Here is a 22,490-nt window from a genome sequence, read left to right on the forward strand (position 1 = left end):
GCGGTCATGGCTGCCAACAGCATCCAGGCCAGCACCCTCATGCCCGCGCCTCTGCCGGGGCGGCCAACGTTTCTTTCACCGGCAGATTGGCCAGCGCCGCCGCCACACCCAGCGCAATCGACAAACCCCACACCAGATCGTAGTTACCGGTGCGGTCGTAAATCAGCCCACCCAGCCATACCCCGAGGAAGCTGCCAACCTGGTGCGAGAAGAACACCGCGCCGGACAGCATGCCCAGGTTTTTGATGCCGAACATGCCGACAATTACCCCATTGGTGAGCGGCACGGTGGATAACGCCATACGCTCGGCATCGCCCAATTGCAGTTGCCGCTGCAGCTGGCTGCGCTCGATTTGCTCGGCCATTACGTTGAAGCTGCTCCCCAGCAGCCCAAACTCATGGCCATACAGGGGCGCCAGTCTGACGCCCCGCTCGCCGCGGCCGAGGCGCCGGCTGGCGTCCAGCAGCTTGTTGATCGGCAGCACCAGCTTGCGGGCAAACCAGAACGTGACTGCGCAGGAGAAGATGGTAGCCAGCAGCAGCATGGCGATGCGCTGGTAAAGCTGCTCCCGCAGCGGCGCCATCACGGCGGCCTCGTCGCGGGTGAGCATGATGCCGCCCCCCAGCAGCGGAAGGGCCGACCATGCCGCCAGCACCGGACGACCGCGAAAATCGATTCCGTAGCCGCTACCGACACCGCCTGCCAGCATGCCCCACATGGCTTGTCCGGCCTGCATCTGCGGGGTGATTCTGAGCCGGAATGCGGCATTGGCCGTATTGCGCAAGGGTGACACCACCAGCGCATTGCCATTGTCCTGCCTGGTGACCAGCAGGTTCTCGCCATCCGTCCCCATGCCGGCATAATTGCCGGTGATACGGCGCAGCTGCTCGTCGTTGACGCGCAACATCAGAAAGCCCTGCAGCTTGCCTTGTTGCAGGACGGGAGATAACCAGAACGCCGCAAACGCGTTGAGCGGTGCAAAACGCGCATGGGGAATGAGTCGCACCCCATCGCTCGGCATATCGATCAGCTCCTGCAACTGGCTGGCCATGCGGGATGAGGATTGCGCCGGATAGGTCAGATCGGCCCCCAGCCATGCCGGATGATCCGGGCTGTAGATCACTTTGCCGCGGGCATCCAGCAGCAACAGATCATTGTGCCCGGCCAGGATATGGGCTTGCTGCTCGAAGTCGCAGGCCGGTACGGCGCCCCTTGCCGCTGTGGTTGCGGAATGCACATGCAGCACCGGCGCCCGCAAGCAGGCAACCAGATCATTGTCTGCCGTCAGCAGCTGCAACATGGTGGTCTGGCTTTGCCACCAGTTTGCAATCTCGTTGAGCCTGACACTGAGCAGCGCCTGCAGTTGCGCCTCGGCTGACAGACGATAATGGGTGACGAAGCGCTCGTAACCGATGCCGACCACCAGCAGCAGCGGCAACAGGCTGCCCAGCACCAACCACAGCAGCAAGTGATGCTTGATACGCATGGCGGGTTGCTCAGTTGGCCGGCTGCGGCATGTCGGTCAATACCTGCTTGAGACTTTCCAGCGCCTGGAAATCACCACCATACAAGGAGAGGATGCGATCGCTGGCGCTGCGCAGCACCATGCTGAGCTTGGCTTCCTGGCTGTCGGTCAGACCAAGGTGAATGAACTCCCGCTCCAGGTCACCCAGCATGCTTTCCAGCAATGCCGTGGCCAGAAAGCGATCGTCGCGGCGCTGCTGTTCCATCGACGTCACGCAGGCCTGCACGCTGTTCAGCACCTTGCGCAGACTGGCTTCGCGCGCCACCACCTGCTGCTGCAAGGCCAGCATGGCGCCGCGCGATTCGGCCAGATCCGCCAGTGCCAGCGTGTCCAGCCTCGCGGCGGCCAACTCGGCAATGGCGGCCAGGTAGTCGCGCAAGCGGCCAAGCCGCTCTTCATCGTCCAGCGGCATATTGCGCACCATCAGGGTAACGCCGCCATAGTTGAAGGCGGCACGCTGCCCCATGGCGACAATCCGCCCGCAAGTGGCAATCAGCTGCAGTACGCCGGACTCCATGGCACTTAACTCGCCTTGCTGGTTCATTTCCAGCGCACCGCTCTGGTTACGCAACGCCACGGCGGCAGACAGGCCATAGCTGTCGGCGACTTCCAGCAGCTCTTTCGCCAGACAGGTCATATCTCCGCACAACATCACCTTGCGGGCAAATTGCACCACCTGCCCCATTTCCGCCGCATTGCTCATCGCGGTCATGGCGGTGGCCGTGGCGTAGCTGGCTTGCTGTGCCAGCGCTTCACGCTGTTGCCGGTGGCGCGACAAGGCTTCCAGCTTGGCGCCCAGCAAGGCGAACTCCAGCGGCTTGGCCATGAAGTCCTCGCCGCCGGCGTCATAGGCGGCCATGCGGTCTTCCAGCGTGGTCAGGCCGGACAGAAACATCACCGGAATGTCCTGGGTATCGAAATCCGCCTTCAGCTGGCGGCAGACTTCATAGCCATCCATTTCCGGCATGCTGATATCCAGCAGGATGAGCTGCGGCTTGAGTTCCACCACTTGCTGCAGCGCCTGCAGCGGATTCAGGCAACTGCGGACCTCGTATTGTTCGCCCAGCACATCCTCGATCATCTGTGCCGTCAGCGAATCGTCGTCAATCACATACAGCAATGGTTTGGTTTGCATAACATTTCCGGGGTGGGTAACTGCGATCAAGGCGGTAACAGTTCAGCCACAGACATGGTGCGGCCAACTTCATGGTCTTGTATTTTCGTTTGGTGGCCGGCAGTGCATTTGACGGCTATCAATAAGGCTGCACTATCAATAGTTGGCAATTAGCCGGTGCTTTTCAAACTATTTGTCAAACTTGTGCCGCCTGAGCCAAGCCCGGAAGCAGCATGCCGTAAACGGCCCGGCAAACGCCACCTCCGCAGGGCTTGCCGGCAAGCTTTCATGCCCCGCCAGTGGCGGGTAATGCGGGTGTAAGCGCAGGGTATTGTGTCTGGCCGCTAACCGCCACGAACCTGCGTGGCAGTCCAGAGTCGCTGTAGCATTCGTTTTGAACTAGCGCCTCAACCTCGCACGCCTGCTATCGCCAAATATGCCCCCCCAACAGGGAAAGGCGCTACAATAACCGCGTTGGTTGCTAGAAGTTGCCCTAGTAATCAGCCGGCACCCTCCCTGCGACATCATGAAAAAAGGCGCCCAGCTTTCGCTGAGGCGCCATTTTGATCCAACCCAACGTTGGCCGCAGGGCAGCGTCTTATACTCGCTCACCCCACAGGTCGTGCTCGCTGGCATCGACAATATCGACCTCGACAAAATCACCCACATTCAGGTCGTCGGCATCTTCGATAAATACCAAGCCGTCGATTTCCGGCGCATCGGCATAGCTACGGCAGATAGCGGTGCCCTCTTCGTCGATCTCGTCCACCAGCACGGTGTAACGGCGGCCGATACGGGCAGCCAGACGTGCAGCGGAGATTTCCGCCTGCACTTCCATGAAGCGCTCCTTGCGTGCCTCCTTGACGTCTTCCGGCACCGGGTCGGCCAGCTCGTTGGCCGCAGCGCCTTCCACCGGCGAGTAGGTGAAACAGCCGACGCGATCCAGCTGAGCTTCTCGGATGAACGTCAGCAGCTCCTCAAAGTCTTCTTCGGTTTCGCCCGGGAAACCGACGATGAAGGTGGAGCGGATCACCAGGTCCGGGCAGATTTCGCGCCACTTCTTGATGCGACCCAGCACGTTCTCGCTGTTGGCCGGGCGCTTCATCAGCCTGAGGATCTTCTGGCTGGCGTGCTGGAACGGGATGTCCAGGTACGGCAGGATCTTGCCTTCCGCCATCAGCGGAATGATCTCGTCCACGCTCGGGTACGGGTAGACGTAGTGCAGACGCACCCAGATGCCATGCTTGCCCAGTTCTTCACACAGCTCCAGCAGGCGGGTCTTTACCGGGCGACCGTTGTAGAAACCCAGCTTGTACTTCTGATCTACACCGTAGGCGGAAGTATCCTGCGAGATGATCAGCAGCTCCTTGACGCCAGCCTTGGCCAGGTTGGCCGCTTCGGCCAGTACGCTGTCGATCGGGCGGCTGTCGAGGTCGCCGCGCATGGACGGGATGATGCAGAAGGTGCAGCGATGGTTACAGCCTTCGGAAATCTTTACGTAGGCGTAGTGCTTGGGCGTCAGGCGTACGCCGATGTCCGGCACCAGGTCGACGAACGGGTCGTGCGGTTTGGGCAGGTGGGTATGAACATGCGTCATCACCTCGTCAGTAGCGTGCGGCCCGGTAATGGCCAGCACCGACGGATGCGCCTCCTTCACCACGTCGCCTTTGGCGCCCAGACAGCCGGTCACAATCACCTTGCCGTTTTCGTTCAGCGCCTCGCCGATGGCATCCAGCGATTCCTGTACCGCGGCATCGATGAAACCGCAGGTGTTAACCACCACCAGATCGGCACCATCATAGGTGCCGGAAATTTCGTAACCCTCGGCACGCAGGCGAGTGAGGATCTGCTCGGAATCGGAGGCCGCTTTGGGGCAGCCCAGACTCACAAAACCGACTTTTGGTGCAACTTGCGACATGTAAACGTCAACCCAGAAAGATCAAGAAGACAGAAAGCCGGGCCCTGCAAGCAGGGTCCGGCTGTTCTAAAGTGTTGCGGATTATAGAAAAATCCGCGCCAGAAAAAAACTGGCTAGTGCTTATTTTTTATCGTCGTCCTGGCTGGGCGGATACGCCGGAAAGCCAAAACCGGTAAACATGGTACGAGCCTGCTCCTGCATGCGGTTCTGCATGTCGAGGAACATATTGGTGCTCTGGTCCAGGTAGCTGGTCATCATGTTCTGCATCGCCGGTCCCTGAAAGTTCAGGAAGTCGGACCACAGCTTGGCACCCAGCATCGGGTTGTCACCATACATGGTCTTGGCCTGCTCCTGCATGCGCTGCTGCAACTGCGAGAACATCTGCAGGTTCTTTTCAAGGAATGGCCCCATCATGCCCTGCATGGCCTGGCCGTAATAACGGATGAACTGGGTCAGCACCTCGTAACTGAACATCGGCGAACCGCCGCTCTCTTCTTCCAGAATGATCTGCAGTAGCACACTGCGGGTAATGTCATCGTGACTCTTGGCGTCGACAACCTGGATATCCACGTTATCCAGCACCAGCTGCTTCACATCCCCCAAGGTGATATAGGAACTGGTGGCTGTATCGTACAGTCGACGGTTCGGATATTTCTTGATGACCCGCTTCTCAACACTCATCTATCACTCCCAGCATTATCATTTTGTTGTGTGCCGCCACATTACCATAATTGCAACACACTAGAGTAAAAGTCCTAGTCGCTACCGATCGGCTGCGTTAAGATCGCCGCGTCATTGTGCATTGCACAATAAACACCCCGAATATTGTGCGATGCCGCAGCAATAATAACAATGGCTGCCGTGCAGTGACCAACGTTCTACCAACAACTGCGAGTGAGGGTTTCAAATGATTACCAGCAACGAACAACTGAACAAGCTGTCCTTTGGCGCACTGGACATGGCCTTCCGCATGGCACAAATCTCTCTGGATAGCACCGAGAAATTTGCCAAGCTGAGCCTGGAACTGTCCAAGCAATCGCTGGAAGACAATGTCAAACTGGCACGCGAACTGGGCGATGTAAAAGAGCCGCAACAAGCGGTGAGCAGCCTGAACCAGCTGGCTGCCCGCAACCTGGAGCAAGCAGTAGCCAACTCCCGCAACGTTTACGACATCGTGTCGCAAACCCAGGCCGAACTGGGCAAGCTGGCCGAAGAAAACTTCAACGAACTGAACAAAAGCGTGATCGGCAACCTGGAGGCACTCACCAAGAACGCCCCGGCCGGCTCCGAAACTCTGGTAAACACCCTGAAGTCGGGCCTGGCAGCCAGCACTGCTGCACTGCACACCCTGACCAAGGCCGGCCAGCAGGTGGTCGAGTTTGCCGATAGCAGCGTGAAAGCCGCTACCAGCGCGACTGCCGATGCAGTCAAAAGCGCCGCGAAGCGTACTGCCGGCTAAGCCAGGCTACGCGTGACAAGGGCTGCCGCTAGCGACGGCCCTTTTGTTTGCCCGCAACAAAGATAAAGGCCGTCAGCTGACGGCCTTTATCTTTACCAACTCTGCGGCCAACCCCTGGTTGGCCGCAGGCATCACACCGACAGGTACGATGACTGCTTCAGGCCGCGGCAGAACTCGGCAAAATACACCGAGCGCTCTTCCGCCGATAGACCGGCAACACGCGCCTTGCCTTCGTAGCGGTTGAGAATCTCTTCCGGCGACAGGTGCACGTAGCGCAGCATATCTTCGATGGTGTCGTGCTCCTCAACCCCCTCGAAGGTAACCTTGCCGCCTTCGCGCACATAGACGTTTACCGAATCGGTATCGCCGAACAGGTTGTGCATATCGCCCAGAATTTCCTGGTAGGCACCCACCATGAATACCGCGATCAGGTATTCCTCGCCCGGCTCCACCGCATGGACCGGCATGCTGGATTCGATGCTCTGCTGGTCAACATAGTGCTTCACCTTGCCGTCGGAGTCGCAGGTCAGATCCTGCAATACCGCACGGCGGGTCGGCTGCTCGTCGAGACGATGCAACGGCATGATCGGCAACACCTGGTCGATAGCCCAGGTATCCGGCAGGCTCTGGAACACCGAGAAGTTGCAGAAGTACTTATCAGCCAACTTGTCGGCCAGTTCGTCAAAAACCTGACGCTGCGAACGCTGACTGGCGGTCAGCTGCGCTTGCAGACGACGACACAACGCGGCATGCACCTGCTCGGCCAATGCTTTTTCTTTCAGCGTGATGCGGCCCTCGGCGTACATATCCGATACTTCCGAGCTCAGATGGCTGGCACGGTAGTAGGTTTCGGTCACCATCTCGGCATCGGTCAGGTTCATCAGCTCGAACAGCTTGCGCACCGGTTTAGGCAGAGCTTGCACATCCTCGACTTGCGGCACGCTGTCCGGCAGCCGCTCCACGTCGGTTACATTCATCAGCAGCACCGCATGGTGCGCGGTCATGGCGCGACCAGACTCGGAAAACACGCGCGGATGCGGAATATCGTTCTCGTCGCAGAACTCGGACAACATCGACACGATTACGTTGGCGTACTCGTCCATGTCGTAGTTGATGGAGCTGGCATTGCGCGAGTGGGTGCCGTCGTAGTCCACGCCCAGACCACCGCCCACATCCACATGATCTACAGGCAGACCCAGCGCACGCAGCTCGCCAAAGTAACGGATTGCCTCGCGGAAACCGGCACGGTAATCGGCGATATTGGCGATCTGCGACCCCATATGAAAATGCATCAGGCGGACATTGCTGCCGTGCCCCGCCGCCACCAGCTTATCCACCGCCGAAATCAGCTGCGCCGCCGACAGGCCGAACTTACCTTTCTCGCCACCGGTATCCGCCCATTTGCTGGACGCCAGCGAAGACAGGCGCACGCGCAGGCCGATATTGGCTTTTACACCCAGCTTGGCACTTTCCTGGATCAGCAGATCGACTTCGGATTCCTTCTCGATCACGATGAACACCTCGTGACCCAGGCGCTGCCCCATCAGTGCCAGACGGATGAAATCGCGATCCTTGTAGCCATTGCAGACGATGGTGCCGCCCTTGGGCGACAGTGCCAGCACCGCCATCAGTTCAGGCTTGGAGCCGGCTTCCAGGCCGATGGACACGTCCTGGGTGGCGATGATGCTCTTCACCACCGCCTCCTGCTGATTCACCTTGATCGGGTAGATGGCGGTATAGCGGTTGCCGTAGTTCTGGCTGGCAATCGCGTTGTCGAAAGCGCGGCACAGCCGGGTAACGCGGTCTTGCAGAATATCGGGGAAGCGCACCAGCAGCGGCATGTCCAGCCCCTTGTCCGCCAGGGTATGTGCCAGTTCGTGCAGATCGATTTCGCGCTGATGGTGCACATTGGGACGCACCTTGACGCAACCGTTCTCGCCGACGTTGAAATAGCCAGCACCCCAATGCCGGATGCCATACAGGCTCCGGCTATCCGCCACAGTCCAAGCCATGAAAGGATTTCCTAATTATTCAAAAATGGAAAACTGCTCCTTAGTGCGCGGCTTTCGGGCTAAGAAAGCTTCATGTGGGCCTGGGATGTCGGAGCGCGCAATAAATTGGCGGTTGTCGCCAAAAAACGAGCGCGGATTTTAGCAATCTCACGCCCCCTGACAAGCACAATTTTGCCTTGTCCATTTTAATGAACAAGCCTGCGGCCAACCCTTGGCCACCCCAGTCAAACTACACTACATACATGACTGTTTTTTAAAAGATTGCGCCACAGCAGCGCCCAGAGAAAATCGGGCCGGTTTGTCCATGATATTCGACACCGGCCCGCGCGCATTTACAGAAAATCTTTCAGCCGGTACCAGCCCATTCCCAGCACCAGCGCCGGGGTGCGCAACAGCTTGCCGCCCGGAAATTTGCGGTGCCGCAAACGCTCGAACAACGCCAGACGGCTATCGTCGCCAGCAATGGCCTCGGCAATCACCTTGCCGGCCAGACCGGTCACCGCAACGCCATGTCCGGAGAAGCCCTGTGCATAGTAGATGTTGGCCGCAAGGCGACCAAAATCCGGCGCCCGATTCATGGTGATATCGCAGAAACCGCCCCAAGCGTACTCCACCGCAACATCGGCCAACTGCGGAAACACCCGCAACATGTCCTTGCGCATCGCCGCCGCCAGATCGGCCGGCTCCCGACCGGAATAACTGACCTTGCCGCCGAACAGCATGCGGTGATCACCAGACAGCCGGTAGTAGTCGAGCACAAAATTGGTGTCGCATACCGCCATATTGTTGGCGATCAGACCACGGGCGCGCTCCTCTCCCAGCTGTTCGGTGGCAATCACATAGGTCCCCACCGGCATGATGCGATCTTCCAGTCCCCCTGACAGCGCGCCGACATAGGCATTGCAAGCCAGCACCAGCTGGCGACAACGCACGCTACCGCCTTCAGTTTTCACCAGCGGCGCCACACCTTCTTCATAGTTCAATACCGGCGACTGCTCATAAATCACTACGCCAGCATTGCGTGCAGCCTGCGCCAGGCCCAGCAAATAGTTAAGCGGATGAATGTGCCCTGCCAGCGGATCAAACAATCCGCCCTGATAGCGGTCGGATGCCAGCAATGCGGTCAACTGCTCGCGATCCCACAGCTGATAATGCGCATAGCCGTAGAAATCCTGCGCTTCGCGCTGCCAGTTCACCAAATCCTGGAAATGTGACGGTTTGACAGCGGCCGTGCAGTAGCCACGCGTCCAGTCACAATGGATGTCGTGCTGCCGCACACGCTGCTCGATGATTTCCACCGCCTCCAGCGACATGCGCCACATCTGCCGGGCACCGGCATCGCCGAGTTGACCGCGCAGGGTGTCCATATCACAGGCAAAACCGGCAATCACTTGCCCACCATTGCGGCCGGAGGCGCCAAAGCCGATGCGCGAACCATCCAGCAACACCACCTTGAGCCCCTGCTCCGCCAGGTTAAGCGCAGTCGAAACCCCCGCCAGACCGCCTCCCACCACGCAGACATCGCACTCGACCGCCCCTTGCAACGCTTCCCCTGGCTCCCAGGGAACAGCGGTAGCAGCGTAGTAGGACGGGGCATGGGGCTGGCGAGTGCAATTAAGCATAGGTACCTCTGGTTGACGTGAAAAAACAGGAATCAGGGAAACGCAATACTGGGCAGCAAGATAAACACCTCATGACAGCGGACTGTCTGGCAGGCAAGAAAAACGGCGAAGCCATACGAGGGCTTCGCCGCAGCAACAGCTTGGTACTCAGCCGGCAACCGGCACCGGCGCAGCCTCGCGCATGGCAGCAGCAATCGCCTGCTCCCGCTTGCGCTGGGCATTGAGCATCAGATAGTTGGCGATCAGCACCACGGTACCTACCACCAGCACGGTAATCGCTGCCAGTGCATTGATCTCCGGATTGAGACCCAAACGCACCTTGGAGAAGATCACCTGCGGCAGGGTGGTCGAACCCGGGCCGGACAGGAAGGCAGTAGTCACCAGATCATCCAGCGACAGCGTGATGGACAGCAGGAAACCGGAAGCAATCGCCTGCGATACCAGCGGCAGGGTAATCACGAAGAAGATCTTCAACGGGCGAGCCCCGAGATCCATTGCCGCATCTTCCAGGTTCTGGTCGATCTCCAGCAGCCGCGAGCGCACCACCACCGAGACATAAGCCATGCACAGCGTGGTATGACCAACCCAGATGGTGAAGAAGCCACGTTCTGACGGCACGCCGATGAACTGTTCCAGCGAGATGAACAGCAGCAGCATGGACAGACCGGTAATTACTTCCGGCATTACCATCGGTGCCGTCATCATGCCGGCAAACAGCGTGCTGCCGGTATAGCGCTTGAAACGTGCCAGCACGAAACCGGCAATGGTGCCCAGCACGACCGCAGACGAGGCACTGGCGAGCGCGATCTCGATCGACAGCTTCACCGCGCTGATGATCTGGTCGTTCTGGAACAGCGAGCCATACCATTTGACCGAGAAGCCCCCCCACACCGTCACCAGCTTGGAAGCGTTAAACGAGTACGCAATCAGACTGATGATCGGGATGTACAGGAACAGGAAGCCGACAATCAGTACGCCCTTGAGGAACGGGGACAGTTTGTTACCGTTATACATTGCCCTTGCCCTCCAGCTCACGAGTCTCATAGCGGTGCAGCAAGGCGATCGGGACGATCAGCATCAGCACCATGATGATGGCCACGGACGCCGCCATCGGCCAGTTGTTGTTGTCAAAGAACTCGTTCCACAGCACCTTGCCGATCATCAGCGTATCGGTACCACCCACCAGCTCCGGAATCACGAACTCACCCACCGCCGGAATGAACACCATCATCGAGCCGGCGATGATGCCGTTTTTGGATAACGGCAAGGTAATGGCAAAGAACGCCTTGATCGGCCCGGCGCCCAGATCGGCAGCCGCCTCCAGCAAACGCACATCCATCTTTACCAGATGCGAATACAGCGGCAGGATCATGAACGGCAGGTAGGCATACAGCATCACCAGATACAGCGAAAAGTCGGTATGGAACATGTGCAGCGGTTCGCTGATCACCCCCAACGACAGCAGTAGGTTATTGATCAGCCCGTTCTCGTTAAGCAGCCCCATCCACGCATAAACCCGCAACAGGAAAGAGGTCCAGAACGGCAGCATTACCAGCATCAGCAAGATGTTGCGACGCGCCGGATCGGTACGTGCAATCGCGTAAGCGATGGGATAGCCCAGCAGCAGGCACATCAGCGTGGTAACGAGCGCCACCTTCAGCGACGACAGATAAGTTGCCGCATACAGCTCATCGGAAAAGATAAAGCTGAAGTTGCCAAAGTACAGCGACAAGCCACGGATTACACCGTCTTCCTCCTGCAGCAGGCTGGTAAACGGCGGAATCGCCAGCGCCTGCTCGGCAAAGCTGATCTTCAGCACAATGAAGAACGGCACTAGGAAAAACAGCAGCATCCAGACATAGGGAATACTGATTACCGCCGATTTCCCCAGCCTGAACTTGGCTTTCATTTTCATCAGGTTCATGACCGGCTCCTTAGCGTGTCAGCACTACCGGCATGTCCGGACGCCAGCTGATGTACACCGGGTCCCCCCAGGTCGGCGCCTTGACATTGTTTTCGTGCCAGTGGTTGGCCGAAATCATCGACTTAACCACTTTGCCGCTGCCGAGCTTGACGTGATAGATGGAGAAGCTGCCCAGATAGGCGATGTCATGTACCACGCCCTTGGCGGTATTGGCACCCGCAGCTGGCGGCACCACATGCACATGCACATCCTCCGGACGCACGCTGGCCCATACCTGCATGCCTTTCGGACCGGTAATGCCGTGATCGACCCATACCCGGCCACCCAGATCGGACGATTCGATCTCGACGCGATCCGGCTCATCAACCACCACCGGACCGGAGAACACATTGGTCTCGCCGATGAATTCGGCGGTAAAGCGGCAGTTGGGGTAGTCGTAGATTTCTGCCGGGGTACCGATCTGCAGCAGCTGGCCTTCGCTCATGATGCCGATGCGGGTCGCCATGGTCATGGCCTCTTCCTGATCGTGCGTCACCATGATGCAGGTCACGCCTACTTTTTCCAGGGTACCCACCAGTTCGAGCTGGGTTTGCTGACGCAGCTTTTTATCCAGCGCACCAAGCGGCTCGTCCAGCAGCAGCAGCTTGGGGCGTTTGGCCAGACTGCGCGCCAGCGCCACACGCTGCTGCTGCCCGCCGGACAGCTGGTAAGGCTTGCGCGATGCATACTTGCGCAACTGCACCAGGTCGAGCATCTCGGCCACGCGGGCATCGATTTCGCCCTTGCCGAGCTTGTCCTGCTTCAGGCCGAAAGCAATGTTGTCCGCCACACTCATGTGCGGAAACAGCGCGTAGCTCTGGAACATCATGTTGATCGGACGCTCGTACGGTGCCAGGCCGGTAATGTCCTCGCCATCCAGGATGATCTTGCCGGAGGTTGGCCGCTCCATCCCGGCCAGCATGCGCAGCAGGGTGGACTTGCCGCACCCCGAGCTGCCCAGCAGGGCAAAAATCTCGTTTTTACGAATTTCCAGATCCACGCCATCAACGGCGGCGGTGTCTCCGAACTTCTTCACCACGTTGCTGATACGCAGATAGGGCGTCTCAGATTGAGAAACAGCAGACTGTTTAACAGTTTCCACCATGATATTTCTTCCCGAATGGAGGCTGCGATGGCCCCCTGCAATTATTCAAACAGCTGTATAAGCGGCTAATTCCAACCCTACCCTGCGATGCAAGCGACAAGCAAGAACCAGCGGGTAGCAGGCATGTAACAACATTTCGGTATTGACAATGCAAGGATCGGACTCGCCCGGCAGCACACAGCATGCTGATCATGGTCACCAGCCATTCAGGAAGACACGGCGGCAACCTTTGAACAGGTTAATCATGCTGTTCGTTGGCACCCGCTAGCGGCATGCACAACAGCAGGCTACTCCACGTTTAATAAAATTGACAAGGAAGACGTAAAAAAATCGACAGTCGCTGTTTCCCACGACACAACAGGCACTTACGCGTTGCATTGCAGCAAACATAACGTCGGAAACAGGCGCAGCACACCACGCGTTTAATTACTCAAACACGGGCATCGCTTGCACCATTGCAGTGCAGCCGCAGGCAGGTTCGACAAACAGCACGCTACCCGCCTGTTTTTTGGCGGCTTTTTTGGCCATCGTCGCGGCCGATGCCACTTCATAGTGCGAGGCGTAGCAACCGGGCTGCACCGGCAAGACACCGATCGAGACACTGGTCAGCGGAAAGAAGCGCAAACGGCCATCGCGATCCACCACCTCAAAGCCACCAGCAGCGCGATCCGCCGGTAAAAACAGGGTGGGCACCGACAAATCGAACTGTTGCAACACCTGCTGCAAGCGCTGCCGCCAGTTGCAACTTTGCAACAGCACCACAAAATCGTCGCCGCCGATATGGCCGACAAAATCCAGCAGCGGCTCCACCGCCGCCTCCAGGATCGCCCCCAGCAGGCGGATCATGTCATCGCCGGCGCCATAGCCGTAGTGGTCGTTAAACGGCTTGAAATGATCGAGATCGACATAGGCCACCACAAAAGGTTGGCCGCAATCCAGCCGCCGCGCCACTTCATCACTGATCGGCACATTGCCGGGCAGACCGGTAAGCGGATTGGCATAGCGCGCAGCCGCCAGCTGCATCTCGCTGATCATGCGCATCAGCTCGTGTCCGGTACCCATCCCCAGGTACGCTGCATCCTCGACAATGATGAAACCGTTGACCAGATGGCGACGGTCGGCAGAAGCCAGGGCGGACAAAGTCTGGATATCGGTATCGGCCGCCACCACCAGTGGCGACATATCCGCCAGCGTCAGGCAGGGTTTCTTGCCCAGCAGTTCGCGATTGAACGGCTTGGCAAACGTCTCCAGCACCCGGTGCCGCGACAGCAAGGCCAGCGGCCGCCGGTCTCGCAATACCGGCACGGCAAACAAGGCCGGATTATCGGCAAACAGCCGGTACGCCTCATCGCAGCACGAGGCATCGGTCAAATACGGAATGTCCAGCAGCAACTCGCGGGCCACCGGCAGCTGACGGCCAACCTTGCCTGCCGTCGGCACCGGCAACAGATAGTTGCCGTGACGCGCCGGCAAAGCCAGTGGACGTGCCACCAGATAGCCCTGCCCCATCACCACCCCGAGTTCGCGCAACGCCGCCAACTCCTCCGGCTGCTCGACACCCTCCGCCACCAGCACCGCACCGGCAGCACGCGCCATATCCACCAGTGAACGCACAAACTGCAGCTTCAACGCATCCTGATGCATCTGCTGCACAAAGTATTTGTCCAGCTTCACCAGGTCCGGCCGCAGCTCGGACCACAGTCGCAGATTGGAAAAACCCTCCCCCAGATCGTCCAGCGCCAGGCGCAGCCCGCCAGCCCGCAACTCGGCAGCCACCTGACACAAGGCGCGATAACCGGCATGAGGCCGGGTTTCGGTCAACTCCAGCACCACCCGTGACGGCGCCACCGCGGCGGCATCCAGCATGGCAAGCAAGTCGCCTGGCGGCAAATGCTCGCCCAGCAAGGTATCCGGAATCACATTGACGAACAGCGTGCCCGGCAACTGCTGGCGGGCAAACTCCCGCAACACCGCACCGATACACACCCGATCCAGCTGCGCCGAGACACCAAGCAACTCAGCCTGCCCGAACAGCGCCACCGGCGAGTACAGCAGCGAATCCGACGGCCCCCGCACCAGCGCTTCGTAACCGACCAGCCCACCGGTTGCCAGATAGACAATGGGCTGAAACACCACCTGCACCAGACCATCGCGAATGATGGCATCAAGCAATTCGGCGGCATCATCCGGAACAACGCCAGCAGGCACGAGCAGGTCTTGCATAATGGACAGACACACAGATTTTTATCGAAGATGGCTACTGTACTGCGACTGTATGACAGCATCGGGACAGCACCCCGGCCGCAGCATGGCGGTTTGCATCTAGAATGAAAATGCCAGCAAGGGGAATGACATGCCATTTATGACTATCCAGCAACGCCAGGTGTACTACGAAATCAGCGGCCAGGGCAGCCAGACCCTGTTGCTATTCAATGGACTGACCATGAGCACGCTGGCGTGGGGACTGATGACCCCGCAACTGGAGCAACGCTTCCGCGTACTGCGTCTGGATTTTCAGGGCCAGGGCCAGAGCGAACAGACCGCCGCCGACTACTACCCGCTACCCCAGCAAGCCGACGATGCCGCCGCATTACTGGCGCAACTCGGCATCGACAGCGTCTACCTGGTTGGCCTCTCTTACGGCGGCATGGTGGCGCAGCACTTTGCCCGCCGCCATCCGCAACGCGTGCAGCGCCTGCTACTGGCTTCCACGCTAGCCTGGTCGGATGCCGTCAACGAACAGATCGCGGCCAGCTGGGGCAATGCCGAGCAGGCCGGCGGCGATAACCTGCGCTTCGATATCAGCCTGCCGTGGTTGTTCTCCAGCCGCTTCTTTACCACCGCCAGCGCCATGCTGCCGGACTTGCGCCGCATCTCCGCCCTGACCAGCTGGCAAACCATCCAGCGCATCATCGGCGGTGTATTGCAGCACGACGCCCGCAGCTGGCTGCACGAACTGGCCATGCCCACACACATCATCGTCGGCGATGAAGACCGTCTGACCCCCCCCTACCAGGCCAAGCTACTGCAGCAAGGCATCCCGGGCGCGACACTGGACATCCTGCCGGGCGCTGGCCACGCCATTCACCTCGAGGCTCCGCAAGCCTTCTGCCAGCAGATATTCAGATTTGCCGACCGCTAGCCTGCGGCCAACCTGTAGCGGCAGGGCCGCAACTTGCGCAGATGCGCCATCAACATTCACAGCCGTGACAGCCGGCTGGCCCGGCACCGGGGTTTGCTTAGAATGGGGCATCTCACAAAGGACCACGCATGAATCCGTTTGCCCCTGCCCGCGATTTTCTCGACCTCACCCTGCAAGGTCTCAGCCCGAACCAGACCAGCTGGCACACGCCGACACTGCAGGCACAGTGGCTGGGCCACGGCCTGCTGGAGCTGGCGCCGCATGCGGCCAACCCGCAGCAGGAACACATCCTGTTGTCCACCGGCGTGCATGGCAACGAAACCGCACCGATCGAAATCCTCAACAGCATTGTGGCCGACCTGCTTGCCGGCACCTTGCCGCTGGCCTGCCGCATCCTGGTCGTGCTGGGCAATATCCCGGCGATGCAAAGCGGCAAGCGCTTCGTCGACTACGACATGAACCGCCTGTTCGACGGCGCTCACCAGAAACAGCCGACGGCACAGGAAGCACACCGTGCCGCTGAACTGGAGCAGGCTGCATCGCGCTTTTTCGCCACCACGCCGGCTACCGCGCCGCGCCGTCACTACGACCTGCACACCGCCATTCGCGGCTCGGTATTCGAACGTTTCGCCATCTACCCCTTCATCCACGACCGCGCCCACAATCGGGAACAACTGGCCTGGCTACTGGGCGCCGATGTCGATACCGTGCTGCTGCACAGCAAACCGGCTGCTACCTACAGCTACTACACCAGCGAACGCTGCGGCGCCGATTCCTTCACCCTGGAACTGGGCAAGGCTCGCCCGTTCGGCCAGAACGATCTGTCACGTTTTGCCGGCATCGACCGCGCACTGCGCGAGCTGCTCGCCGGCCGGCGCATCGCTGCGGCCAACCCGGACATCTCGGCGGTACGGCTGTTCAAGGCCAAGTACGACATCGTGAAGCACAGCGGTGACTTTGTGCTGCATCTGGCCGACGACGTGGAGAATTTCACCGCCCTGCCGCACGGCATGACAATTGCAGAAGATGTCGATACCCGTTACGTCGCCGACGGTGGCGAGGAGCGCATCCTGTTCCCCAATCCCAAGGTGGGCATCGGCCTGCGCGCCGGCATCGTGATCGAACCTGCCACCCTGGACTAGCCACATATCCACAGGCAAACAGGGAAAAAGCTGTGGATATCCTGTGAGCGAGCGCAAAAAAATGCGCGGCGTCAGCAATTTGCCGACGCCGCGCATTTTTCATGCAATTTTTCAGATCACGGCAGCAACTTGCCCGGGTTCATGATGCCATCAGGGTCAAATACATTTTTGATGCCCTGCATCAACAGGATTTCCTGTTCGCTGCGACTTACTGACAGGTAGTCGCGCTTCAGCAGGCCGACACCGTGCTCGGCCGACATGCTGCCACCGAAGTCGCGCACCAGCGCAAATACCTGTTCGTTTACCTGCTCGCAGGCCTCGCGGAATGCCTCCAGCGGCAGCGCCGGCGGTTTCAGCACGTTGATATGCAGGTTGCCGTCGCCGATGTGGCCATACCAGATCACTTCGAAATCCGGATAGTTGGCCGCCAGCAACGCATCCAGCGAGGCAATGAATGCCGGCACCCGGCTGATGGTGACGGCAATGTCGTTCTTGTACGGCGTGTACGGCGTAATGCTCTCGCTGATGCTCTCGCGATAGCGCCACAGCTGCTGCGCCTGCTGGGCCGATTGCGACAACACACCATCTAGCACCCAGCCCTGCTCCAGGCAGCGCTCGAACAGTTTCAGCGCGGTGTCGTCACCGGAGTGTGTCGGGTCATCCAGCTCCAGCAGCACGTAGAACGGCGCCCGCACGTCAAACGGCGCCGGCTGTTGGCCGCGCGCCAACACATACCCCAGCGCCTGATCGGAGAAAAACTCGTACGCCGACAGCGCCACCCCCTCGCGGAACACCTCGAACACCCGCATCACATCGGCCAGCGCCGGCAGCGCCAGCAGCAGCACTGCCTGCGGTGGCGGCGGCAGCGCCAGCTTCATGCAGGCCCCCACCACAAAGCCCAGCGTGCCCTCGGAGCCGACAAACAGGTGACGGAAATCGTAGCCGGTATTGTTCTTGGCCAGCCCGCGGTTCAGTTCCAGCAGCTCGCCGGTACCGGTGACCACCGTCAGGCCGGCCACCCATTCGCGGGTCATGCCATAGCGGATCACTTTGATACCGCCGGCGTTGGTAGCGATATTGCCACCCAGCTGGCTGCTGCCACTGGAGGCAAAGTCCACCGGATAACACAGCCCCTTGCCGGCGGCAAACTGCTGCAATGCCGCCGTCACCACGCCGGGCTCGCACTGCACGGTGCGCGCCACGCGGTCGAACTCGCCGATACGGTTCATGCGCTCGAACGACACCACCAGTTCGCCACTGGCCGCCACCGCTCCGCCGGACAAACCGGTGCGGCCGCCGGAGGGCACCAGCGCCACCTTGTGCTCGCGCGCCCAGCGCACGATACCCTGCACCTCGGCAACAGTGCCTGGCAGGGCAATCGCCAGTGGTGCCGGCTGGTAATAGCGCGTCCAGTCCAGTCCGTAGTGCTGACGACTGTCGTCATCGCTACGCAGTACCAGCTGCGGTAATTGTTGATGCAATCGGGTGAGAGGCTGGGACACAGATTTCTCCGTTCAGGTTGGCCGCACCCCGGTGGCGACCCGACACGATGCTAACACGCGGCCATTGCCGCTTCAGGCGGCCGCAGCAAGAAACCCTTACGTCATTTGCCGGCCGGCCATGACGGAGAAAACTACGGAGAAATACCGCAATCGGGTTACAATCGCGCGTTAATCCCAATACTGACTTCTTTCAATCCGATGTCCGCAGAAAACAACGCACCGGTTATCAGCAACTTCATCCGCGCCATCATCGACGAGGATCTGGCCTCCGGCAAACACCACAGTATCGTGACCCGCTTCCCGCCGGAGCCGAATGGCTACCTGCACGTGGGCCATGCCAAATCGATCTGCCTGAACTTCGGCCTGGCCGAGGACTACCAGGGCAAGTGCAATCTGCGCATGGACGATACCAATCCGGAGAAGGAATCCGACGAGTACGTGCAGTCGATCAAGGACAGCGTAGCCTGGCTGGGCTTCCAGTGGGACGGCAACGTGCGCTACGCCTCCGACTACTTCCAGCAGCTGTACGACTACGCGGTGGAACTGATCCAGACCGGCCACGCCTTTGTCTGCGACCTCAGCGCCGAAGAAATGCGCGAATATCGCGGCAGCCTGACCGAACCGGGTCGCGAAAGCCCGTATCGCACCCGCAGCGTCGAGGAAAACCTCGACCTGTTCACCCGCATGAAAAACGGTGAGTTCCCGGATGGCAGCAAGACCCTGCGCCTGAAGATCGACATGAGCTCCGGCAACGTCAACATGCGCGACCCTGTGATCTACCGTATCCGCCGTGCCCACCACCACCGTACCGGCGATACCTGGTGCATCTACCCGATGTACGACTACACCCACTGCATCTCGGACGCGATCGAGGGCATCACCCACAGCCTGTGTACGCTGGAATTCGAAGACCATCGTCCGCTGTACGACTGGGTGCTGGACAACATCAGCATCGCCTGCCACCCGCGCCAGTACGAATTTTCGCGCCTGGAGCTGCTGTATGCGCTGACTTCCAAGCGCAAGCTGAATGCGCTGGTGACCGAAGGCAAGGTAGGCGGCTGGGACGACCCGCGCATGCCCACCATCGAAGGCATGCGCCGCCGCGGCTACAGCCCGGCCGGCATCCGCCTGTTCTCGCAGCGCATCGGCGTGTCCAAGGGCGAGAACATCATCGACATCAGCGTGCTGGAAGGTGCAGTGCGCGAGACGCTGGAAAGCGAAGCGCCACGCGTAATGGCGGTGCTGGACCCGATCAAGGTCACGCTGACCAACTTTGAGGCAGGCGTCACCGCCAGCCGCAGCGCCCCGTACCACCCACACCATCCGGAATTCGGCGAACGCGAAGTGCCGATCGCCCGCGAGATCTACATCGAGCGCGACGACTTTGCCGAAGTGCCGCCGCCGAAATGGCAGCGCCTGACCGCCGGCGGCGAAGTACGCCTGCGTTACAGCTATGTGATCAAGTGCGACGAGGTGATCAAGGACGCCGACGGCAAGGTCGTGGAGCTGAAATGTTCCATCGACCACGACACCCTGGGGCAGAACCCGGTTGGCCGCAAGGTGAAAGGCGTGATCCACTGGATCGCCGCCAGCCACGCGGTGGAAGCCGAAGTACGCCTCTACGACCGTCTGTTCACCGAGCCGCGCCCGGATGCGGTACGCGGCGAGGATGGCGAGTACGTCGACTTCATGCAGTTCCTGAATCCGGACTCGCTGACTACCATCACCGGCTACGTGGAACCGGTAGTCCGCGATGCGGCGCCGGAGACCCGCTACCAGTTCGAGCGTATCGGCTATTTCGTAACCGATCGCAAGGATCACCAGGCCGGCAGCAAGCCGGTATTCAACCGTACCGTTGGCCTGAAAGACTCCTGGAGCAAGTAATACGCGGTTCCGGACGGCGGCAGTTTCGGCCAGCTCCGTTATCACGCTATCATGAAGGCGGCATGCCCCCGTAGGGGCTGCCGCTTTTTTCATGCCAGAGCTGTGCTGCCGGTTTATTGCATATAAGGGGCTTACATGACGACACGCCAAACCGCCATCAACCTGACCATTCTGGGCGCACTGGCCTACCTGCCCGCCATGACGCAGGCGGCGCCTCAGAAAGACCAGACCTACCGCATTACCATCATCCACACCAATGACCATCATGGCCGCTTCTGGCAAAACAGCGATGGCGAATACGGCATGGCGGCACGCAAGAGCGTGATCGACCAGATTCGTGCCGACGTCCGCATTCATGGCGGCTACAGCCTGTTGCTGGACGGTGGTGATGTGAACACCGGGGTGCCGGAATCCGACATGCAGGACGCGGAACCGGACTTCAAGGGCATGAACCTGCTGGGCTACGACGCCATGGCGGTGGGCAATCACGAATTCGACAAACCGCCGGCGGTACTGGCCAAGCAGCGGCAATGGGCACAGTTCCCGATGCTGGCGGCCAATATCTACCGGCACGGCAAGCGCATGTTCGCGCCGTACAAGGTATTCGACCTCGGCGGGGTGCGTGTGGCGGTGATGGGCCTGACCACCGACGACACCAAGAAGCTGACCAATCCGGAAAACACCCAGGGTATCGAGTTCCGCACACCGGCAAAAGAAGCCGCGCGCCTGATGCCGGAATTGCAGCGCAAGGCCGATGTCATCATCGGCGCCACCCACATGGGGCACTACACTGACGGCGAACACGGCGTTAACGCGCCGGGCGACGTGGAAATGGCGCGCCAGGTGAAAGGTTTCAACCTGATCGTCGGTGGCCACAGCCAGAATCCGGTATGCATGAAGGCGGAAAATGTCCGTAACGACGCCTACGTGCCGGGCAGCGACTGCGCGCCGGACCGCCAGAACGGCGCCTGGATCGTGCAGGCCCACGAATGGGGCAAATACGTTGGCCGCGCCGACTTCGAATACCGCAATGGCGAGTTCAAGCTGGTGCAATACCTGCTGATCCCGGTAAACCTGAAGCACAAGGTCAAGGGTGAGGACGGCAAGGAACGCAAAGTCACCTACACCCGCGAGATTCCGCAAAGCCGCGAAATGCTGACCCTGCTACAACCGTATCAGGCCAAAGGCGACACCGTACTGAGCGAACAGCTAGGCAGCAGCGACGGCAAACTGGAAGGCGACCGCGCCCTGGTCCGCAAGCAGCCGACCAACCTCGGGGTCTTCATCGCCAGCGTGATGAAGAACAAGGCCCATGCCGACTTTGCCATCATGAACGCCGGCGGCATCCGCGACTCGCTGCCGGAAGGCAAGATCAGCTACAAGGACATCCTCAAGGTCCAGCCATTCGGCAATACCCTGGTCTACATCGACATGAGCGGGCAGGAAGCGCTGGATTATCTGAAAGCCGCCGCCAGAATGAGCGCCGGCTCCGGCGCCTTTGCCCAGTTCTCCGGCGTGCAGTTGCGTATCGCGGGAGGCGAGTTGCAGCAGGCGCTGATCGGCGGCAAACCGATTGATCCGGCACGCAGCTACCGGCTGGCGTTGAACAACTTCACTGCCGCCGGCGGTGATGGCTATCCGCGCCTGACCACCCACAAAGGCTATGTCAACACCGGCTATGTCGATGCCGACCTGATGCGCGCCTACTTCAGCAGCCACGGCAGCATCAAGACTGCCGACTTCGAGCCGGGCGACAGCGTCGTACGGCAGTAAGCGGCAAAAACCGATGCCCGGAGACGCGGCCAACGCGTTTCCGGGCATTGTCGTTACAAATCAGCGCACAGCGCTCTGCCCTGCGCCGCGGTTTGCCTGTAAAATCACCCGGTTCATTCTGGCGGACCGACAGCATGTTGGCCGCAGCTAATTCTGTAGAAAGTTGAGCAACGTGAAAGACGCGTTCCTGAAAAAGATTGCGGACAAATCCGCGGTCATCGGCATCGTCGGTCTGGGCTATGTCGGCCTGCCGCTGATGCTGCGTTTCAATGAAGTGGGCTTCAAGGTCCTGGGCTTCGACATCGACCAGAGCAAGGTTGATGCCCTGA

General features: G+C 59.9%; 17 protein-coding genes. 6 read left to right on the plus strand and 11 right to left on the minus strand.

Annotated features, from left to right (window positions below; translation table 11 throughout):
* Window positions 1-37: 37 nt before the first annotated feature.
* The 4 genes from HU218_RS07525 to phaR form a co-directional block, all read right to left on the minus strand.
* Window positions 38-1,486: a HAMP domain-containing protein gene (locus tag HU218_RS07525; protein ID WP_174874325.1), complete on the minus strand. Its 1,449-nt coding sequence runs from the start codon at window positions 1,484-1,486 to the stop codon at window positions 38-40.
* A gap of 10 nt (window positions 1,487-1,496) precedes the next feature.
* Window positions 1,497-2,660: a response regulator gene (locus HU218_RS07530; RefSeq protein ID WP_174874326.1), complete on the minus strand. Its 1,164-nt coding sequence runs from the start codon at window positions 2,658-2,660 to the stop codon at window positions 1,497-1,499.
* Between the two features lie 577 nt (window positions 2,661-3,237).
* Complete coding sequence (gene rimO / locus HU218_RS07535; protein ID WP_174874327.1) at window positions 3,238-4,557, minus strand: 30S ribosomal protein S12 methylthiotransferase RimO; 1,320 nt, start codon at window positions 4,555-4,557, stop codon at window positions 3,238-3,240.
* 120 nt (window positions 4,558-4,677) lie between these two features.
* The gene (gene phaR / locus HU218_RS07540; RefSeq protein ID WP_174874328.1) at window positions 4,678-5,238 is read right to left on the minus strand and encodes a polyhydroxyalkanoate synthesis repressor PhaR; all 561 of its coding nucleotides are present in this window, start codon (window positions 5,236-5,238) and stop codon (window positions 4,678-4,680) included.
* 226 nt (window positions 5,239-5,464) lie between these two features.
* Here phaR and HU218_RS07545 point away from each other — a divergent pair, with 226 nt between their 5' ends.
* A complete protein-coding gene (locus tag HU218_RS07545) occupies window positions 5,465-6,016 on the plus strand; it encodes a phasin family protein (RefSeq protein WP_174874329.1) in 552 nt (183 codons plus the stop codon).
* 131 nt (window positions 6,017-6,147) lie between these two features.
* On the opposite strand, the gene speA is transcribed toward HU218_RS07545, so the two are convergent.
* The 6 genes from speA to HU218_RS07575 form a co-directional block, all read right to left on the minus strand.
* Window positions 6,148-8,028 carry an arginine decarboxylase gene (gene speA, locus HU218_RS07550; protein WP_174874330.1) on the minus strand — a complete coding sequence of 627 codons (1,881 nt, stop codon included), beginning with the start codon at window positions 8,026-8,028 and terminating at the stop codon, window positions 6,148-6,150.
* A gap of 332 nt (window positions 8,029-8,360) precedes the next feature.
* Window positions 8,361-9,650, minus strand: coding sequence for an NAD(P)/FAD-dependent oxidoreductase (locus HU218_RS07555; RefSeq protein ID WP_174874331.1), 1,290 nt, complete (start codon window positions 9,648-9,650; stop codon window positions 8,361-8,363).
* Between the two features lie 147 nt (window positions 9,651-9,797).
* Window positions 9,798-10,664: an ABC transporter permease subunit gene (locus HU218_RS07560; RefSeq protein ID WP_174874332.1), complete on the minus strand. Its 867-nt coding sequence runs from the start codon at window positions 10,662-10,664 to the stop codon at window positions 9,798-9,800.
* On the minus strand, window positions 10,657-11,574 hold the full coding sequence (locus tag HU218_RS07565; protein ID WP_174874333.1) for an ABC transporter permease subunit: 918 nt from the start codon (window positions 11,572-11,574) through the stop codon (window positions 10,657-10,659). Before HU218_RS07565 ends, HU218_RS07560 begins: the two co-directional genes overlap by 8 nt.
* Window positions 11,575-11,584: 10 nt before the next feature.
* Window positions 11,585-12,718 carry an ABC transporter ATP-binding protein gene (locus HU218_RS07570; protein WP_174874334.1) on the minus strand — a complete coding sequence of 378 codons (1,134 nt, stop codon included), beginning with the start codon at window positions 12,716-12,718 and terminating at the stop codon, window positions 11,585-11,587.
* Window positions 12,719-13,144: 426 nt separating this feature from the next.
* Window positions 13,145-14,941, minus strand: coding sequence for a GGDEF domain-containing protein (locus tag HU218_RS07575; RefSeq protein ID WP_174874335.1), 1,797 nt, complete (start codon window positions 14,939-14,941; stop codon window positions 13,145-13,147).
* Between the two features lie 130 nt (window positions 14,942-15,071).
* Between HU218_RS07575 and HU218_RS07580 the strand changes: the two genes are divergently transcribed.
* On the plus strand, window positions 15,072-15,860 hold the full coding sequence (locus HU218_RS07580; protein ID WP_174874336.1) for an alpha/beta fold hydrolase: 789 nt from the start codon (window positions 15,072-15,074) through the stop codon (window positions 15,858-15,860).
* Window positions 15,861-15,988: 128 nt separating this feature from the next.
* Window positions 15,989-17,002: a succinylglutamate desuccinylase gene (astE, locus tag HU218_RS07585; RefSeq protein ID WP_174874337.1), complete on the plus strand. Its 1,014-nt coding sequence runs from the start codon at window positions 15,989-15,991 to the stop codon at window positions 17,000-17,002.
* 116 nt (window positions 17,003-17,118) lie between these two features.
* Here astE and HU218_RS07590 read toward each other — a convergent pair whose 3' ends face one another.
* Window positions 17,119-18,504, minus strand: coding sequence for an FAD-binding oxidoreductase (locus HU218_RS07590; protein WP_174874338.1), 1,386 nt, complete (start codon window positions 18,502-18,504; stop codon window positions 17,119-17,121).
* Window positions 18,505-18,702: 198 nt separating this feature from the next.
* On the opposite strand from HU218_RS07590, the gene HU218_RS07595 reads away from it, so the two are divergent.
* The 3 genes from HU218_RS07595 to HU218_RS07605 form a co-directional block, all read left to right on the plus strand.
* Entirely contained in the window at window positions 18,703-20,388 is a 1,686-nt protein-coding gene (locus HU218_RS07595) for a glutamine--tRNA ligase/YqeY domain fusion protein (RefSeq protein WP_174874339.1), read from the plus strand.
* A gap of 135 nt (window positions 20,389-20,523) precedes the next feature.
* A complete protein-coding gene (ushA, locus tag HU218_RS07600; RefSeq protein ID WP_174874340.1) occupies window positions 20,524-22,161 on the plus strand; it encodes a bifunctional UDP-sugar hydrolase/5'-nucleotidase UshA in 1,638 nt (545 codons plus the stop codon).
* Between the two features lie 172 nt (window positions 22,162-22,333).
* The coding region (locus HU218_RS07605) for an NAD(P)-binding domain-containing protein (RefSeq protein ID WP_281357132.1) at window positions 22,334-22,490 on the plus strand (157 nt) is incomplete at its 3' end.

Origin of the sequence: Vogesella oryzae, assembly GCF_902829295.1 — a bacterium.
Lineage (GTDB): Bacteria > Pseudomonadota > Gammaproteobacteria > Burkholderiales > Chromobacteriaceae > Vogesella > Vogesella oryzae.